The 16,083-nt window shown below is 62.2% G+C and carries 16 protein-coding genes; 8 read left to right on the forward strand and 8 right to left on the reverse strand.

Annotated elements, in window-relative coordinates:
• Position 1: 1 nt before the first annotated feature.
• The 3 genes from KU306_RS08830 to KU306_RS08840 all read right to left on the reverse strand — a co-directional run bounded on the left by KU306_RS08830 (position 2) and on the right by KU306_RS08840 (position 1,959).
• Positions 2 to 388, reverse strand: a complete 387-nt coding sequence (locus KU306_RS08830) for a DUF7318 family protein (RefSeq protein WP_007545304.1) — start codon at positions 386 to 388, stop codon at positions 2 to 4.
• Complete coding sequence (locus KU306_RS08835) at positions 388 to 1,044, reverse strand: halocyanin domain-containing protein (RefSeq protein WP_007545306.1); 657 nt, start codon at positions 1,042 to 1,044, stop codon at positions 388 to 390. The genes KU306_RS08830 and KU306_RS08835 overlap by 1 nt, the downstream gene beginning before the upstream one ends.
• Positions 1,045 to 1,128: 84 nt before the next feature.
• Complete coding sequence (locus tag KU306_RS08840) at positions 1,129 to 1,959, reverse strand: DUF7319 domain-containing protein (RefSeq protein ID WP_258301732.1); 831 nt, start codon at positions 1,957 to 1,959, stop codon at positions 1,129 to 1,131.
• A gap of 156 nt (positions 1,960 to 2,115) precedes the next feature.
• Between KU306_RS08840 and KU306_RS08845 the strand changes: the two genes are divergently transcribed.
• Positions 2,116 to 2,598 (forward strand): DUF7321 family protein, encoded by a 483-nt coding sequence (locus tag KU306_RS08845; RefSeq protein ID WP_007545310.1) that lies wholly within the window; start codon positions 2,116 to 2,118, stop codon positions 2,596 to 2,598.
• Between the two features lie 20 nt (positions 2,599 to 2,618).
• Here the strand turns inward: KU306_RS08845 and nth are convergent, their stop codons facing one another.
• On the reverse strand, positions 2,619 to 3,302 hold the full coding sequence (gene nth, locus KU306_RS08850) for an endonuclease III (RefSeq protein ID WP_007545312.1): 684 nt from the start codon (positions 3,300 to 3,302) through the stop codon (positions 2,619 to 2,621).
• A 139-nt stretch (positions 3,303 to 3,441) separates the two neighbouring features.
• Here nth and KU306_RS08855 point away from each other — a divergent pair, with 139 nt between their 5' ends.
• Positions 3,442 to 4,131: a DUF998 domain-containing protein gene (locus KU306_RS08855; protein WP_258301733.1), complete on the forward strand. Its 690-nt coding sequence runs from the start codon at positions 3,442 to 3,444 to the stop codon at positions 4,129 to 4,131.
• Positions 4,128 to 4,352, forward strand: a complete 225-nt coding sequence (locus tag KU306_RS08860; protein ID WP_258301734.1) for a hypothetical protein — start codon at positions 4,128 to 4,130, stop codon at positions 4,350 to 4,352. The genes KU306_RS08855 and KU306_RS08860 overlap by 4 nt, the downstream gene beginning before the upstream one ends.
• A gap of 144 nt (positions 4,353 to 4,496) precedes the next feature.
• Here KU306_RS08860 and pan1 read toward each other — a convergent pair whose 3' ends face one another.
• Entirely contained in the window at positions 4,497 to 5,714 is a 1,218-nt protein-coding gene (gene pan1 / locus KU306_RS08865) for a proteasome-activating nucleotidase Pan1 (RefSeq protein WP_074791722.1), read from the reverse strand.
• Between the two features lie 171 nt (positions 5,715 to 5,885).
• Between pan1 and KU306_RS08870 the strand changes: the two genes are divergently transcribed.
• From KU306_RS08870 to rad50, 4 genes are read left to right on the forward strand one after another with little or no spacing between them, the layout of a single operon-like run.
• Positions 5,886 to 6,155 carry a MarR family transcriptional regulator gene (locus tag KU306_RS08870; RefSeq protein WP_007538821.1) on the forward strand — a complete coding sequence of 90 codons (270 nt, stop codon included), beginning with the start codon at positions 5,886 to 5,888 and terminating at the stop codon, positions 6,153 to 6,155.
• A gap of 26 nt (positions 6,156 to 6,181) precedes the next feature.
• Complete coding sequence (locus KU306_RS08875) at positions 6,182 to 6,535, forward strand: DUF7966 family protein (RefSeq protein ID WP_258301735.1); 354 nt, start codon at positions 6,182 to 6,184, stop codon at positions 6,533 to 6,535.
• Complete coding sequence (mre11, locus tag KU306_RS08880) at positions 6,532 to 7,899, forward strand: DNA double-strand break repair protein Mre11 (RefSeq protein ID WP_258301736.1); 1,368 nt, start codon at positions 6,532 to 6,534, stop codon at positions 7,897 to 7,899. The genes KU306_RS08875 and mre11 overlap by 4 nt, the downstream gene beginning before the upstream one ends.
• Positions 7,896 to 10,577 (forward strand): DNA double-strand break repair ATPase Rad50, encoded by a 2,682-nt coding sequence (gene rad50, locus KU306_RS08885; RefSeq protein WP_258301737.1) that lies wholly within the window; start codon positions 7,896 to 7,898, stop codon positions 10,575 to 10,577. The genes mre11 and rad50 overlap by 4 nt, the downstream gene beginning before the upstream one ends.
• Positions 10,578 to 10,624: 47 nt before the next feature.
• Here the strand turns inward: rad50 and KU306_RS08890 are convergent, their stop codons facing one another.
• The 3 genes from KU306_RS08890 to KU306_RS08900 are packed head-to-tail and all read right to left on the reverse strand — an operon-like array spanning position 10,625 to position 11,797.
• Positions 10,625 to 11,047 (reverse strand): DUF7346 family protein, encoded by a 423-nt coding sequence (locus KU306_RS08890; protein ID WP_007538827.1) that lies wholly within the window; start codon positions 11,045 to 11,047, stop codon positions 10,625 to 10,627.
• Positions 11,048 to 11,072: 25 nt separating this feature from the next.
• Positions 11,073 to 11,561 (reverse strand): DUF7322 domain-containing protein, encoded by a 489-nt coding sequence (locus KU306_RS08895; RefSeq protein ID WP_258301738.1) that lies wholly within the window; start codon positions 11,559 to 11,561, stop codon positions 11,073 to 11,075.
• A 50-nt stretch (positions 11,562 to 11,611) separates the two neighbouring features.
• Positions 11,612 to 11,797 (reverse strand): DUF7331 family protein, encoded by a 186-nt coding sequence (locus KU306_RS08900; protein WP_007538830.1) that lies wholly within the window; start codon positions 11,795 to 11,797, stop codon positions 11,612 to 11,614.
• 130 nt (positions 11,798 to 11,927) lie between these two features.
• Between KU306_RS08900 and KU306_RS08905 the strand changes: the two genes are divergently transcribed.
• Entirely contained in the window at positions 11,928 to 15,953 is a 4,026-nt protein-coding gene (locus tag KU306_RS08905) for a DNA polymerase domain-containing protein (protein ID WP_258301739.1), read from the forward strand.
• The last annotated feature ends 130 nt before the right edge of the window (positions 15,954 to 16,083 follow it).

Here is a 16,083-nt window from a genome sequence, read left to right on the forward strand (position 1 = left end):
TTTATCGCTTGTAGTAGGGGTACACCGCGCGCTTGACCTGTTCCCACGCGCCGTCACCGAGCGTGTTCCCGTCGACGTCCTCCTCGCGGACGTAGAGGTCTTCCCATTTGCGACGCCGCTTCTTGACGATCATGACGTCTGGGAGGAACTCCTTGCGGTACAGTGCGAGGATGAACGCGAGGTCCACGAAGATGACGGCGAGGATACCACCGAGGAACATGTTACCCGTGTCCGTCAGGCCCCACCCGGAGACGAATCCGTAGGTGAAGAGGAAGACGAACACGACCTCGATAATCGTCAAGAGGACGATTGCGATGGCCGCCGCAGTGCTCTCGCGTGCCGGTTCGTATCGGTGTATATCGCCGTACGTGCTTCCTGTCGAGGACATTATTCGCCACCTCCAGTGTTACCCGTGTTGGGCGACTCGCCGTATTTCAGGATGTAGAACGTGTAGACGAGCGTGACGATGATTCCGAGGATGGTCGCCGACCCGACCCAGTGTGCCTGAATCGGTACACCGAGTTCGTGAAGCTCCTTTCGTCCGCCACCGCCACCGACTTCGACGGTCGCGACATCGCCGCCGACGGCGACTGCGCCCTTCATGTTGAGTGCTTTGTGTGGCGCACAGAAGTACTTCGAGATGCCAGCGTCACCCTCTTCGAAGGTGTACTCGTAGGTCGTTCCGGCTTCAGCGACTGCCGCGCCGGAGTCGAGGCTCGCGGGGCCTTCTTCCATCTTGACGTTGTGGCCACCGCCCTCGCCGGTCCATTCCCACGTCACTGTCGTTCCGGGGTCGATCCAGATGCCAGCCGGGGAGAACGCAAGTGCGCCACCGTTTCCGGAGGCACCAACCTCGATGGTGACTTCGCTTTGGCCGCGGAGGTCTTCGTAGCCTCCCTCGATACCGTCGAGCCAACCACCGAAGTCGGGTTGCACCTGCGCACCACCGCCGCCGCCTTCCTCTGAAGCCGCAGCGGTCCCGGCGGCAGCGGTCGCGGCGGCTGTGGCACCGCCAGCCGTTCGGAGAAACTCCCGCCTTTTCATACAGCCGTTCGTCAGGATGCCTCGCGCTTAAACCCACCGACTATGCCGTCACGGAGGGTGATTCGAGGACGCAAAGAAGAGCGGTTACTGCCCCTCAGAATGAGGGGTATCGTTCGTCGGCGACTCGACGAGCGGCTCTATTTCGGCGTCGTCGAATTCGGGAAGGAACGCTGGGCGCTCTCCTTCTTCGAGCCCGATGACGCGGAGACGGTCGCGGTACTCTTCGGCCCGGAATCGGTCGGACAAGCGCGCGTTCGCGACGACGACAAAGAGGAAGATGCCGACGAGTAGGAAGCCGAAGCCAGCAATCGGCGCGGCGATTGTCTTCGGACTCGGAAGCCACGGCCACGACGCGATGAGTGCGAGCCCGCCGAGTACCTGTCCAAATGCGACGATTTGGAGCATCTTGTTCCCGAAGTCGCCCGTTCCCTGTGCGACTTCGTCGGGGGCGGGTAGTGTGACGTTCGCCGGCGCACTGTTGACCTCGAAATCGTCCATCGAACAGAGCGCGACCGTCGGTTTCACGTCACGGAGGACGGTTCCCTCGCCTTCGACGCTTCCGTCCGGGTAGACGACTGCGTACCCTTCGTCGGAGTACGCGAGAATCCGTGGCGCTCCGTCTTCGGTGACGCGTTCGAGGACGGCGAACACCTCGCGAATCGCGACGCGGTAGCGAAGCTCTTCTTCGACGCGGTCGAGTAACTCCTCGCCGACAATCCACGAGTCGGGGTCGAAGGCGGCTTCCCACTCTTCGACGGACATCTCGGCCATATCGGCCGGGCCGAAGTTGTCGAAGTCGTACTTCGACTCCACCTCGCGGCGGAGTGCTTCGAGTTCGTCCTCGGACACCGTGTCGTCGACACCCGCCTCGGACGACTCGGGTCCCTCAGCCGGTGCGGAAGACGAATCTGCCATTGCCCGGGGTAAGTCCCACGAACCTAAACGTGTTCCGACCCGTGCGGGTCGCCACCGGCGTCTGTCTACCCGAATCGACTGCCAAAATTGGTCTAGCGCTCGAATGGGAATCACCGCATCGGTTCCTTTAGGCCGACCGGGTTCTAACGCCGGGCGATGGCAGACGAGACGACCTTCGCGACGCTCGCCGCGGTCACCGTCACGGCCAGTCTTCCATTCTACCTCTACGGTGCGTGGATTATGATAGACGCCGAGACGGTGTCGTGGGACGTGCTCGTCTACCACCTGAAAATCATCTTCCCGGGACTCATCCTGAACACCGTCCCCGTCGTGACGTGGATGCTTCCCCGACTGTTCGAACAACTGAGCGGCCTCACTGCTCTCCACGCTATCCTCGGATTACAGGCGTACGCGATGCTCGTGTTCGCGCTCACGGGTATCGTCCGTATCTTCCAAGTAAAGTGGAAAGCTGACCTGTATCGCGACCCCGACCAGGATATCGCTCTCGACGACCTCCACGAGAACATGGGTGCGTGGCGCGGGCGTCTCAGAGTCGGCGTCTTCGGCTACGTTATCTTCTGGTTCCTCGCGTGGATACTTGGTGTATACCGGTACGTGACGGGCTATATCCTAGTCTGACCCGAAAACTCCCCGCGAGGTCACCACTGTTCTGCGCTGGCGAGGTCTACGCTGTGGTCGAGTTTTGACGACGGACAGATGTCTTCGAGAACGCAGTCGTCGCAGTCTGGGTTGCGGGCGTCACAGACGGCGCGCCCGTGGCTGATGAACAGGTGGGTGAACTGCTGCCAGTCCGACTCGGGGACGACTGGCATGAGGTCTTCTTCGATGCGTTCGGGGTACTCCTCTTCGGTGAGGCCGAGTCGCCGCGAGAGTCGCTGGACGTGGGTGTCGACGACGATTCCCTCGACGATGTCGTGGCCGTGCTGGAGGACGACGTTCGCGGTCTTACGGCCGACGCCGGCGAGGTCGGTCAGTTCGGACATCGTATCCGGCACCTCGCCGTCGTGTTTCTCGACGATGTCGGTGCAGGCGCTTCGGATGTACTTCGCCTTGTTGTTGTAGTAGGTGATGGAGTTGATGTCCTCGGCCAACTCGTCTTGGTCGGCGTCGGCGTACTCTTGGGGACCGTCGTACTTCTCGAACAACTCCGCTGTGACCTTGTTGACGCGCTCGTCGGTACACTGCGCGGAGAGCATGACTGCGATGAGGAGTTCGAGCCGGTTCGAGTAGGAAAGCGAGATGGTGGTGTCCGGGTACTCCTCGTACAATCTGTCGAGGACTTCCTCGGCTTGCGCCTCGCGGGAGTCGAGTGGCGTGCCCATACCAGTGGGTGCGACCGATTCGATTTCAGTTGTTCGGGTTGAGGCGGATGGTCGGCGGCCCCAATCGGTTCTCATCGACTGAGAGCCATCGCGTTCGAAGTTCTCTCTGCCGCGCGTCTGTACTAGTGAGGGAATACCCATGACAAACTCGACACGACCACACACACAGGCGACACAGCACGCATCGGAGTCACGAGTCGTCTACGGCGTTGCTCGCCAGCGGTTCCTCGCTGGCGCGCTGTTGTTCCTCTTCGGACTCGTCGCCCTCATGGGAATCATCACCGCCGAGGCGTTCTATCCCGGGTACAACGCCGGTGTACAGGAGATTAGCGACCTCGGAGCGACGAGACCACCGAACAGCGTCATCCTCCAGCCGTCCGCGTCGATTTTCAACACGACGATGATGGTCTCGGGCGTGCTCGCCCTCGCGGCGACGTACTTTGTACACCAGGCATTCCGTGACCGCGCGGTTACCATCGCCCTCGGACTGCTCGGCCTCGGTGTCCTCGGCGTCGGTGTCTTCGACGGCAGCGAAGCCCCGATGCATGGGATGTTCGCACTGCTGACGTTCTTCTCCGGCGCGGTGTCGGCAGTCGTCGCGTCCCGCGTAATTGAGACACCGTTCAAGTATCTCTCTGTCGCAATCGGTGGATTCGTCCTCCTGCTTCTTGGGAGTCTCATCGTGTTGGGGCTGCTCGGTATCCCACACCCACTGGCGTTCCTCGGGATGGGTGGCGTCGAACGGTACGTCGCGTATCCGACGCTCCTCTGGACGCTCGGGTTCGGTGGCTATCTGATGGCTCCGGTCCCCGAGCAGGACGCGGCGTGACGCCGCTTCTAGTTCCGGTGCTCGACGGTGCCCGCGCCGACGAAGACCAACGATTTATCATTGACGACTGCGACACCCCAACCATGTCTGCGATGGAACTCCCCGGTCGTCGTGAAGCGTGGCTGACCGCGGCAGCGACGCTCGGCGGGTACGGTCTCATCCTCGCCGGAATGTTCGTTGCCCTGTTCGTGCTCCCGTTTATCGTCGTGACGGCGCTTTGACACCCTCCCCGCGCTAAAGCGCGAGGCTTTCGCCTCGAATTTTCCGTAAGTCGTCGCTGACGGACACACCGCTCGTCGGTCACTGCCGGAGCTTAGTGTGTCGAGCCGGCTGAAAAGTCGATTGAGACGAGGGGAAGAATCCGGTTACGCGAACGCGCGCGAGATTTCTGCGCCGTCGTCTGCTTCCTTCTGAATCTTCTCCCAGGCAGAGACGAAGTCCTGCATGTAGATTTCCGTGCGGTCGTCGCGGATAGCGAACATCCCGGCTTCCGTACAGACGGCCTTGATGTCGGCACCGGAGGCGTTCTCGGCCATCTCGGCGAGTTCCACGAAGTCGACGTCGTCGGAGACGTTCATCTTCCGGGTGTGAATCTGGAAGATTATCTCACGGCCGTCCTCGTTCGGCTTGGGCACCTCGATGAGGCGGTCGAACCGACCGGGGCGGAGGATAGCGGGGTCGAGCATGTCGAAGCGGTTGGTCGCTGCGATGATGCGGATGTTCCCGCGTTCGTCGAACCCGTCCATCTCCGCGAGGAGTTGCATCATGGTCCGCTGGACCTCGGCGTCGCCGGAGGTCTTCGAGTCGGTCCGCTTCGACGCGATGGCGTCGATCTCGTCGATGAAGATGACTGCCGGTTCGTTCTCGCGAGCGACTTCGAACAGGTCGCGAACGAGCTTCGCGCCCTCACCGATGAACTTGTGCACCAGTTCGGACCCGGCCATCTTGATGAACGAGGCGTTGGTCTGGTTCGCGACGGCCTTCGCGAGCATCGTCTTCCCGGTGCCCGGCGGCCCATAGAGGAGGACGCCCGACGGCGGGTCGATACCGACCTTCTCGAACATCTCGGGGCGGTCGAGCGGCATCTCGACCGTCTCGCGGACCTCTTCCATCTGGTCTTCGAGTCCGCCGATGTCTTCGTAGGTCACGTCGGGGCTGTGTTCGACTTGCATGACACGCGCCCGGACGTCGGTCTCTTTGTCGAGTCGCTTGACGATAGAAAGCGAGTTGTTCACCGCGACACGCGCGTCAGGTTCGAGCTTCTCGCGCATCTCGTCGGTCACTTCGGTGAGGGCCTCTTGGTTGTTACCGTGCTGCTTGATGATGACCCCCTCGTCCGTGATTTCCTGTACCGTCGCAACGAAGAGCGGTGATTGCTTGAGCTTCTTATTCTCGTGCGTCAGACGCTCGAGCTTCTGTTGATACTTGTTATTCTCGGCGTTCGCATCGAGAAGTTTGTCCCGCATCTCCTCGTTTTGCGATTCGAGAACCTCGAGCCGCTCTTGAAGGGCGGTGATCTTCTCCTGCTGCGACGCCGCGTCCTTGTCGTAAGGAAGGTCGACGTCGTCCACAGTGTCGGTCATCACCCGGGGTAGGACGCAGGCTCATAAGAGGCTTCGGGTGTGTGTGGGCTTCGCCGCCTGTAGACCTTCTTTACGGGGGATAACGAGTCTGACACGTGTCATACAAATTCCCTACAGTAATAAATCTGGATAGCAAATATTATCTAATAGCATTTCATCGTGTGTGGTACGATGAGCACCACCGAAGCAGTCGAACGCCAATCCGAACCTCACTCAGAAGACCGCTGGGAAACGGTTCGTGACATGCCTCCGAGCGCGAAATTGGTCGCGAAAATCCTCGATTACGAGGACACACTCACCCAGAGCGAAATCGCCGAGGAGTCGCTGTTGCCGCCACGTACCGTTCGGTACGCGCTTTCCCGCCTCGAAGAAGAAGGCGCTGTCGACTCCCGGTTTTCGTTCTCGGACGCGCGCAAGCGGCTCTACACCCTGCAGCTTTAAATCAAAAGACGGGCCCACGTCGGCCCATGACTGACCACGCCACTGTCGGCCGCGCGCTCCGCGAACTCGCCGACAGCGACGCTCCTTCTCGGCGTCGCCAACACGAAGCCGTCGTTGCCGCCGCGCGAGACGCGTTTTCCACGCTCGAACGCGCGGCCGATTTTCTCGACGAAGGCGGTGAAGAGCGACTTCGCCGTGCTGTCGGCGCCGCAGCGCGACAGGGCGACCACGACGTTGCGCGCGAGGGTCGAGCGTTACTCGATGCACTCGACTCGCTGCGTTCGTCTCTCGACAGTCCCAACTCCGTCTCCGAGAGACGCCCCGTTCAGTCCGGTCGCACAACCGTTTTCAGCGGCGGCGGCGAAGCAGCGGATAGATGACACGGGTGATACACACCGGCGACACCCACATCGGGTATCAGCAGTACCACTCGCCGGACCGACGGCAGGACTTCCTCGCGGCGTTCGAGCAGGTGGTGAGCGACGCCATCGACGAGGACGTCGATGCGGTCGTCCACGCGGGTGACCTCTATCACGACCGACGACCCGAACTCCCCGACTTACTCGGGACGCTCTCTGCACTGCGTCGGCTTGACGGCGCAGGTATCCCGTTTCTGGCTATCGTCGGGAACCACGAATCCACGCGCGGCGGCCAGTGGCTCGACCTCTTCGAGCGACTCGGGTTGGCGACCCGTCTGGGGGACGACCCGGCTCTCGTCGGCGACGTGGCCTTCTACGGACTCGACCACGTGCCGCGGTCCCGACGCGACGAACTGGACTACCAGTTCGAGCCACACGACGCGCCCCACGCCACTCTTGTCGGGCACGGACTCTTCACGCCCTTCGCACACGCAGACTGGGAGACCGAGACGGTCCTCGAAGAGTCGAACGTCGAGTTCGACGCGGTCCTCCTCGGCGACAACCACGTCGCGGACGTGACGACCGTCGACGACACGTGGGTCACGTACTGCGGCTCGACCGAGCGCGCCAGCGCGAGCGAGCGCGACCCGCGCGGGTACAACTTTGTCACCTTCGAGGACGACACGGTCGATATTCGCCACCGGACGCTCGAAACCCGACCGTTCGCGTTCATCACGGTCGACCTCGCCGAGGGTGAGGGAATCGAGCGCGTCCGCCAGCGCGTCCGTGAGTTCGACCTCGAAGACGCGGTCGCTATCGTCGAACTGACCGGTGACGGCGAGTCAGTGACGCCCGCCGCGGTCGAGACGTTCGCGGTCGAGCAGGGGGCGCTCGTTGCGCGCGTGACCGACCGCCGCGAAGTCGACACCGAAGCGGAGCAACTCGCGGACGTCTCCTTCGCCGACCCCGACGACGCGGTCAACGACCGAATCCGCGAGATGGGGCTGTCGAGCGCCGCCTTCGACGTCGACGAGACGGTTCGGGCGAGCAAGACGGCCGATTCGAACGTCCGTGACGAGGTTCGCGAGCGCGTCACCACCCTACTTTCGGACGACCCGAACGCGCTCGTCGCCGCGGACGATGGAGGCGGCGAGAGCGGTGCGGGAGATTCCGGTCAGGCCGACGACAGTGCTGACGAATCTGAGGCAGTCGAGGACGAGGGCGAACCTGAGGCAGTCGAAGGTGAGACCGAACCCGAGGTAGTCGAAGACGAGGACAATCCCGAGGGAGTTGACGGCGAAACAGTCGAGACGGAGTCCGAAGACGACTCGCCACCGGAACAACCGAACGCCGCCCAAGACAGCTCGCTGGGTGATTTCGCATGAGATTCACGCGCGTTTCTCTCCGGAACTTCAAGCCCTACGAGGACGCCGAACTCGACCTCCGAGACGGCGTCACGGTCATCCACGGCGTCAACGGGAGCGGAAAATCGTCCCTCCTCGAAGCGTGTTTCTTCGCGCTCTACGGGTCGAAGGCACTCGACGGGACGCTCGAAGACGTGGTGACGACCGGCGAAGACGACGCCGAGATAACACTGGAGTTCGTCCACGCGGGCGGCCAGTACCGCATCGACCGCCGGGTTCGTGTCTCGGGAGACCGCGCGACGACGGCCAAGTGCGTCCTCGAAGGCCCCGACGAGACTATCGAGGGTGCGCGCAACGTTCGCAAGGCCGTCGCGTCGCTCCTGCGAATGGACAACGAGGCGTTCGTCAACTGCGCGTACGTCCAGCAGGGCGAGGTCAACAAGCTCATCAACGCCACGCCTTCCCAGCGGCAGGACATGATAGACGGTCTGCTGCAACTCGGCAAACTCGAAACCTACCGCGAACGTGCAGGCGACGCCCGGTTGGGAGTTCAGGACGTGCTGACGAGCAAGCGCAGTGTCCTCGAAGACGTCGAGTCGCAAATCGAGACCAAGGAGGACGAGAACCTCCACAGCAGGCTCAACGCACTCGAATCAGAACTCTCAGAGGTCACGTCGAAAATCGAGCGCTACGAAGACCAGCGCGACAAGGCACGGCAGACACTCGAAGCGGCCCAGTCCACACTCGACGAACACGAGGAGAAACGCGAGCGACTGGCCGAGGTCGAATCTGCCATCGACGAACTCAAAGAGAAAATCGCAGACGACGAGACGACGCGCGACCGACTCACAGAGAGAATCCGCGAACTGGACGAGAACGTCGACGAACTCGACGATAGCATCGCGGCAGCCGTCTCGAAAACCGACCTCGACGAGGCCAGCGACGACGCGCTCGCAGCAGCGCGAGAGACGCTCGACGACCGTGAAGCCGAGATTCGCGAAGAACTGTCGGATGCGCGCACCAAGGCCCAGGCGCTCACGACGCAGGCCGACCGCCTCAAAGAGCGGGCCGAGGACCTCGAATCGCGCGCGAAGGAGAAACGCGAGAGCGCCGACGAGGACGAGGCGGCCGCGGGCGACGCGGCGGCCGACCTGGACGAACTTCGCGAGACGCGGGCTGATATCGAGTCGTCGCTGGCGTCCATCGACGAAAGGTTCGAAGACGCGCCTGTCGAACGAGGGGAAGCGGCCGACCTCCTCGCCGAGCGTCGAGACACGCTCTCGGAGACCCGCGAGTCGCTCGCCGAGACGGAGACCGAATTGAAGAACGCGCGCGAGCGACTGGCGGAAGCCCGCGAACTCCGCGACGCTGGCAAGTGTCCCGAGTGCGGGCAGCCGGTCGACGAGTCGCCACACGTCGATGCCATCGCCGAACGGGAGGCGGCGGTCGAGTCACTCGAAGCGAAATGCGAGTCGCTCGAATCGAAGGTCGAATCCTGCCGGTCGGCAGTCGAGGCGGCCAAACAACTGGAAGACGCCGAGAGCCGCGCCGCATCTCTCGAAGACCGTCTCTCGCTCGCCGAAGAACGAATCGTCGACCACGAGGAGACGGTCGAATCACGCCGCGACGCGGCCGAAACGAAGCGAGAGGAGGCGACGGAACTCGAAGCCGACGCCGAGGAGAAACGCGAGGCGGCCGCGACGCAAGCCGACCGCGCGGCGACGGTCAAAGAGACGGTCACAGAGCTCGAATCCGACCTCGAAGCACTCAGTGACCGCCGTGACGACCTCGACCGAGTCGAATCGCTGCTCGACGACCGCGAGGCGGCAATCGACGACCGGGACCGACTCCGAGAGAAGCGCGAGACGCTCGCCGAGGTCAACGACGAGCGCCGTGAACATCTGCAGGACCGCCGCGACCGCCGTGCCGACCTTCGCGAAGCGGTCGACGAAGACGCGGTCGAAGACGCCCGCTCGCGCAAGCAGAAGGCCGAATCGTACATCGAGCAGGTCGAATCTGACGTGCTTCCCGACCTGCGCGAGAAGCGCGACGACCTCCAGAGCAAGATTGGCGGGGTGAAAGCCGACCTCGAACGCCTCTCGGAACTCCGAGAGCGTCGCGAGGAACTCGCCGAGCGCGTCGACGCCCTCCAGTCGCTCCACGACGAGGTGACGGACCTCGAATCGACTTACGGCGACCTCCGGGCGGAACTCCGCCAGCGGAACGTCGAGATTCTCGAACGGATGCTCAACGAGACGTTCGACCTCGTCTACGGCAACGACGCCTACTCGCGCATCCGCCTCGACGGCGAATATGGGCTTACAGTGTTCCAGAAAGACGGGACTGCGCTCCAACCCGAGCAGCTATCGGGTGGCGAGCGAGCCCTGTTTAACTTGAGCCTCCGGTGTGCTATCTACCGACTTCTCGCTGAGGGTATCGACGGGGCTGCACCCCTCCCACCGCTCATCCTCGACGAACCGACCGTCTTCCTCGACGACGGTCACGTCTCCCGACTCGTGAACCTCGTCGAAGAGATGCAACGCCGCGGCGTCAAGCAGATTCTCATCGTCAGCCACGACGACGAACTCGTCGGCGCGGCGGACGACCTCGTGCGCGTCGAGAAGAACCCGACGACCAACCGGTCGTCGGTCGAACGAACCGACGCGCCGGACCTCCAGAGCGCGCTGGCAGACGACTAACACCGCGCTGTCGCCGTCTGTGGTCTTAGGGCCGGACTCCCGTCCCTTCAGCGCCGAAGGTGAGAGACACCCTCGTGAGCGACTGCCGTCGCCTCGTATCCACGCTCGCCGTACACGCGCGTCTCTTCGATGAGTCCCGCGATTTTGAACTCCGTCAGGAGGCCGTGGAGGTCGCTCTCGCAGAGGTCGTAGGCGTCCATGAGTTCGACGACAGAGAGGGGGCCGCGCTCGACGAGTTCGACGAGGAGTCCGAGTGCCTGCTCGGTCGGCACGGCGACGAGCACTCGGCGGGCTGATTCGGGAACGGCGCGTGCGGCGGTTTCGAGTGGTGACTCGCCGCCCACGTCTTCGAGTTCGGCGTTCGGAAAGTGGCGCTCCTCGCCGGTCTTCGGGTCGCGGACGCGACTGGCGTCGCTGGAGCGTTTGACGAGCAAGTACGTGCGGCCGTCAGGCCCGCGGACCGTGCGCATGGTCGGTCGAAAGCGTCGGCGACTGTTAGCGGTTGCGCTCGTCGGCGTGGGCGTGGGCGTCGGCGTCGCCTTTCTCGCCGCTGTCGTCGCCCTCGCCGTCGTCACTGTCCTCGTCGCTCGACCAGTCGTGTGCCTGGTACTCTCGGTAGAGAGAATACACACGGGTGAGCGCAAGCACGCCGAGGAGTGTCGCACCGCCGCCGACGAGCGTCTCACCGCGGAAGTAGATGAGCATCGGGCCGACCGTGACACCCGCGACACCCACGTTTGCGAGGATGACGCTGGCCCAGAACAGCCGCGACTGCTCGGGGTTGATGTCGGCGGTGACCTCGGGGGCGTCGTCGGAATTCGCATCCTCGCCGGGGATGTCGACGCGCGGGACGTTCGGGAGGTCGGTTTCGGGATTTCCCCAGCGTTTCTCAGGGTCTCCCCACCGCTCCTCCGGGTCCCCCCAGCGAGCAATAGGGTCGATTTGGGGAGCGTCGTCCTCATCGCGCCGCTCGTCGTCCGTCACGCTCTCACCGAGATACCGTGCCGAGAAAAAGGGACCGTTTCGAGTACCAATCAGGCGCAGTCGTCGAGGCTCATCGACCGGGTGGCCTCGACCCAAGCAAGTGGGTTCTCCGCATCGTAGAACACCACGCCTCCGTCGATATCGTAGGATTCGATCGTCTCGGCTCCTGTCGGACCACTGGGTCCAGTGCCGTCGATCGTGCCATCCCACCGTTCCGAAGTTGCGTGGTCGGTCATATCGCGTGTCAATGAATGTCACACATATATAAATGTCTTTCCGTAATTTGAATAACGAGTAGAGAGTAGTCTGAAAGCTAGGGTCCACAGAAGCGCGGGGATTTTAATCGGGCCCGCCAAATCGATTGCCATGACGCAGACGGGTCTGACCGAATTCGGGGGGAACGATGCCGACAGCGTCGGCGACGCGCGGCCGGACGGAGAAGCCGCTATCGCCGAAGTTGTCGCTGGCGACGCCGACCAGTACGTCGCCGACATCATCGACACGGACGAGGTACGATTTCCCGACCCCCAGGGGACGGTCGAGCTGGCTGTCACCCAGGTAGACTACACTATCGAGGGAAGCGGCCGAAACGAGTACCCCGTAATCCACATCTTCGGTCGGACGGCGGAGGACGACACGCCCGAGCACATTCGCGTCCTCGGGTTCGAACCGTACTTCTACGCGCCGACCGAGAGCCTCGACGACGACCTCCTCGACAAGGACGTCATCACGCGAACAGAGGATGGATACGAGAGTATCCGCGGTGAGGAACTGACGAGGATTCACACGCGAACCCCCCGCGACGTTGGACAGATTCGCGACGAGTTCGACCACTACGAGGCGGACATTCTGTTCCCGAACCGCCTTCTCATCGACAAGGACATCAAAAGCGGCGTCCGCGTCCCCGACCGCCGCCTCGACGACGGGTCGATTCAGGTTCCGCATCAGGAAGTCGAACCGGCAGACGTCGAAGCGAACCTCCGGGTGAACACCTTCGACATCGAGGTGAACGACCGCAACGGCTTCCCCGAAGACGGCGAAGAGCCGATTATCTGTCTCACCAGTCACGACTCCTATCTCGACGAGTACATCGTCTGGCACGCCGTCGCCGACGAGGGACTCGGCAAGCGCCCCGAGTCGCTGCCGAACTACGACTTCCTCAACGACGACTCTGAGGTCGAGGTCCGAACCTTCGACGACGAGGACGCGATGCTCGATGCGTTCCTCACGTACATCGAGGAAACCGACCCAGACATTCTAACTGGTTGGAATTTTGAAGATTTCGACGCACCGTATTTCCTCGACCGACTCGACGTGCGGAACCCGACGAGTGACTACGACCTCGACCCGGACCGCATGTCTCGCCTCGGTGAGGTCTGGCGCAGCGGGTGGGGTGGCCCGGACATCAAGGGTCGCGTCGTCTTCGACCTGCTGTATGCGTACAAGCGAACGCAGTTCACCGAACTCGAATCCTACCGACTCGACGCCGTCGGCGAACTCGAACTCGACGTCGGCAAGGAACGGTACTCCGGCGACATCGGGGACCTCTGGGAACAGGACCCGGAGCGTCTCTTGGAGTACAACCTTCGCGACGTCGAGTTGTGTGTCGAAATCGACCGCAAACAGGACATCGTCGCCTTTTGGGACGAGGTGCGAACCTTCGTCGGGTGTAAACTGGAAGACGCGCCGACACCCGGCGACACGGTCGACATCTACGTCCTCCACAAGGTTCACGGCGAGTTCGCCCTCCCCTCGAAGGGCAAACAGGAGTCGGAAGACTACGAGGGCGGTGCCGTCTTCGACCCCATCACGGGCGTCAAAGAGAACGTGACGGTGCTGGACCTGAAGTCGCTGTACCCGATGTGTATGGTGACTGTCAACGCGTCGCCGGAGACGAAGGTCGACCCCGAGACCTACGACGGGGAGACCTTCCACGCCCCCAACGGGACGCACTTCCGGCAGGAACCGGACGGCATGATTCGGGAGATGGTCGACGAACTCCTCGCAGAGCGCGAGGAGAAGAAGGGTCTCCGTAACGACCACGAACCCGGCACGTCCGAGTACGAGCAGTTCGACCGGCAGCAGGCCGCAGTGAAGGTCATCATGAACTGCTTCTCGTCGGATACCGACGTGCTCACTCCGAGTGGAGTCCGGAACATCCGTGACCTCGATGTCGGCGACGAGGTGTACTCGCTCGACCCGGAGACGATGCGGATGGAGGTAAAACCGGTCGTCGAGACGCACGAGTACCCCGACTATCGCGGGGAGATGGTCGACATCGAGACGAGCAAAATCGACTTCAGCGTCACGCCAAACCATCGGATGCTGGTCAGAAAAGACGACAAAAACGGCGCGTCGTGGGACGACTTCCAGTTCGTCGAGGCCGGAGACCTAAACGAGTCGTCGCACTACGAACTCCCACACGGATGGGAGGGACCCACGGGAACCAGCCTGGAGACTGTCGACCTCACCGAACTTCTCGACGGCGACTACGAGGTATGGGCCAAAAACGAGGTCCACGGCCACACCCTCGCGGCCGAACTCGGGTGGTACCCCGACAAGATGCAGAAACAGGGCGAACCCGGCACCGGATACGTGTTCTCAGCCGAGGAGTTCGAAGAACACAGGGCGTATCTCGACGAGGTCTGTTCGGAGTTCTACGTCCACAGCGAACGCGGCCGAAAGTGGGTTCCGCGGTTCTACGACGGTGACGACTTCCTCGAACTCCTCGCGTGGTACATCACGGAGGGGTCGGTGTACACGTCCGAGGACAAGGCGTTTGGCGAGAACTTCCGCGGTTCGTCGACGACAGTCAACATCGCACAGGACGCCGTCGCGGATGGCGGCGGACACGACGACCACACCGCTATCGGTGAACTCCTCGACCGAATGGGGTTCGACTACTACGTCGACGGGAAGGGGTTCCAGTTCACATCGAGAGTACTCGGTCGCTGGTTGGAGACCACCTGCGGTGACAACAGCTTCGAAAAGCGGATTCCTGACCTCGTGTTCGACGCAAGCCACGAGCAGAAAGAGCGCTTCTTGGACACACTCGTCGCTGGCGACGGTGACAGGCAGGTGAACAGCTGGCGCTACACGACGTCTAGCGAGCGACTTCGAGACGACGTCCTCAGGCTCTGTGCACACCTCGGGAAAACCGCGAGCTACAACCACGACAGTGGTTCGTGGCGCGTCTACTGCACCGAAGACGCGAAAAACAGCTTCCGAATGCACCGTTCGGGCGGACAGAGTGAGGCCGAAGACGGCGCGTACTGCGTGACTGTCGCCGACAACCACACCCTTCTGGCCGGACGTAACGGAACGTTCCAGTTCGTCGGTCAGTCACTTTACGGTGTTCTGGGGTGGGACCGCTTCCGTCTGTACGATAAGGAGATGGGTGCCGCGGTGACGGCGACCGGACGGAGCGTCATCGAGCACACCGAGTCCGCCGCGAACGATGCGGGCTACGACGTCGCCTACGGAGACACCGACAGCGTCATGTTGGAGGTCGGACACATTTCGCCAGAAGATGTCGAGGGCGACATCGAAGTGACAGACGAGATGCGCGAGGCCCACCCGGAGATGTCCGAAGCAGAACTCGAGTCCCTCGCCGCGACCATCGAGAAAGGATACGAGTTAGAAGAACACATCAACGGGTCGTACGACGAGTTCGCCCTCGAGGAGTTAGACGCCCACCACCACCGCTTCCAAATCGAGTTCGAGAAGCTCTACCGACGGTTCTTCCAGGCGGGCAAGAAAAAGCGCTACGCTGGGCACATCGTCTGGAAAGAGGGCAAAGACGTCGACGACATCGACATCACGGGCTTCGAGTACAAGCGGTCGGACATCGCACAGATTACGAAGGAAGTTCAGAAGGAGGTCATCGACATGATTGTCCACGGTGAGGACACCGAGGTCATCAAAGACTACCTCTACGATATCATCACGGACTTCCAAGCCGGGAACCTCCCGCTGGAGGAGGTCGGTATCCCCGGCGGAATCGGGAAGAAACTCACGGCATACGAGACTCCCACCGCGCACGTGCGCGGGGCGCAGTACGCGAACGCCTTCCTCGGTACCAACTTCGGCCGGGGTTCGAAACCGAAGCGTCTCTATCTCAAGAAAGTTCACCCGTCGTGGTTCCGGAAAATGGAGGACGAAGAGGGCTTCGACCCGCAGCGAGACGACCGCTACCGGGCGTTCAAACGCGACCCAGACGTCATCTGTTTCGAGTACGCAGACCAGATTCCCGACGAGTTCGAAGTCGACTGGGACACCATGCTCGACAAGACGCTCGAAGGGCCAATCTCGCGTATCATCGAGGCGCTCGGGATGTCGTGGGACGAGGTCAAGAGCGGCCAAGAACAGACTGGGCTCGGAAGCTTCGTCTAATCACCGGTATCACGCGCTAAGTAACCGAATTCGATTACATTTGGACAGATAGCGTGGTATCCTTCGGTTCACCGAAACCCGGACACACGTCTCAAAACCCCTATTCTTCTTTCTCCTTTTGAAAACAAAT

It is taken from the genome of Haloferax larsenii, from assembly GCF_024730625.1.
GTDB lineage: Archaea > Halobacteriota > Halobacteria > Halobacteriales > Haloferacaceae > Haloferax > Haloferax larsenii.

What these genes read in the sequence shown, in the direction of transcription:
- KU306_RS08830 (WP_007545304.1), bottom strand. Translation starts at nt 388, where the DNA reads ATGTCCTCGACAGGAAGCACGTACGGCGATATACACCGATACGAACCG.
- KU306_RS08835 (WP_007545306.1), bottom strand. Translation starts at nt 1,044, where the DNA reads ATGAAAAGGCGGGAGTTTCTCCGAACGGCTGGCGGTGCCACAGCCGCC.
- KU306_RS08840 (WP_258301732.1), bottom strand. Translation starts at nt 1,959, where the DNA reads ATGGCAGATTCGTCTTCCGCACCGGCTGAGGGACCCGAGTCGTCCGAG.
- KU306_RS08845 (WP_007545310.1), top strand. Translation starts at nt 2,116, where the DNA reads ATGGCAGACGAGACGACCTTCGCGACGCTCGCCGCGGTCACCGTCACG.
- nth (WP_007545312.1), bottom strand. Translation starts at nt 3,302, where the DNA reads ATGGGCACGCCACTCGACTCCCGCGAGGCGCAAGCCGAGGAAGTCCTC.
- KU306_RS08855 (WP_258301733.1), top strand. Translation starts at nt 3,442, where the DNA reads ATGACAAACTCGACACGACCACACACACAGGCGACACAGCACGCATCG.
- pan1 (WP_074791722.1), bottom strand. Translation starts at nt 5,714, where the DNA reads ATGACCGACACTGTGGACGACGTCGACCTTCCTTACGACAAGGACGCG.
- KU306_RS08870 (WP_007538821.1), top strand. Translation starts at nt 5,886, where the DNA reads ATGAGCACCACCGAAGCAGTCGAACGCCAATCCGAACCTCACTCAGAA.
- KU306_RS08875 (WP_258301735.1), top strand. Translation starts at nt 6,182, where the DNA reads ATGACTGACCACGCCACTGTCGGCCGCGCGCTCCGCGAACTCGCCGAC.
- mre11 (WP_258301736.1), top strand. Translation starts at nt 6,532, where the DNA reads ATGACACGGGTGATACACACCGGCGACACCCACATCGGGTATCAGCAG.
- rad50 (WP_258301737.1), top strand. Translation starts at nt 7,896, where the DNA reads ATGAGATTCACGCGCGTTTCTCTCCGGAACTTCAAGCCCTACGAGGAC.
- KU306_RS08890 (WP_007538827.1), bottom strand. Translation starts at nt 11,047, where the DNA reads ATGCGCACGGTCCGCGGGCCTGACGGCCGCACGTACTTGCTCGTCAAA.
- KU306_RS08900 (WP_007538830.1), bottom strand. Translation starts at nt 11,797, where the DNA reads ATGACCGACCACGCAACTTCGGAACGGTGGGATGGCACGATCGACGGC.
- KU306_RS08905 (WP_258301739.1), top strand. Translation starts at nt 11,928, where the DNA reads ATGACGCAGACGGGTCTGACCGAATTCGGGGGGAACGATGCCGACAGC.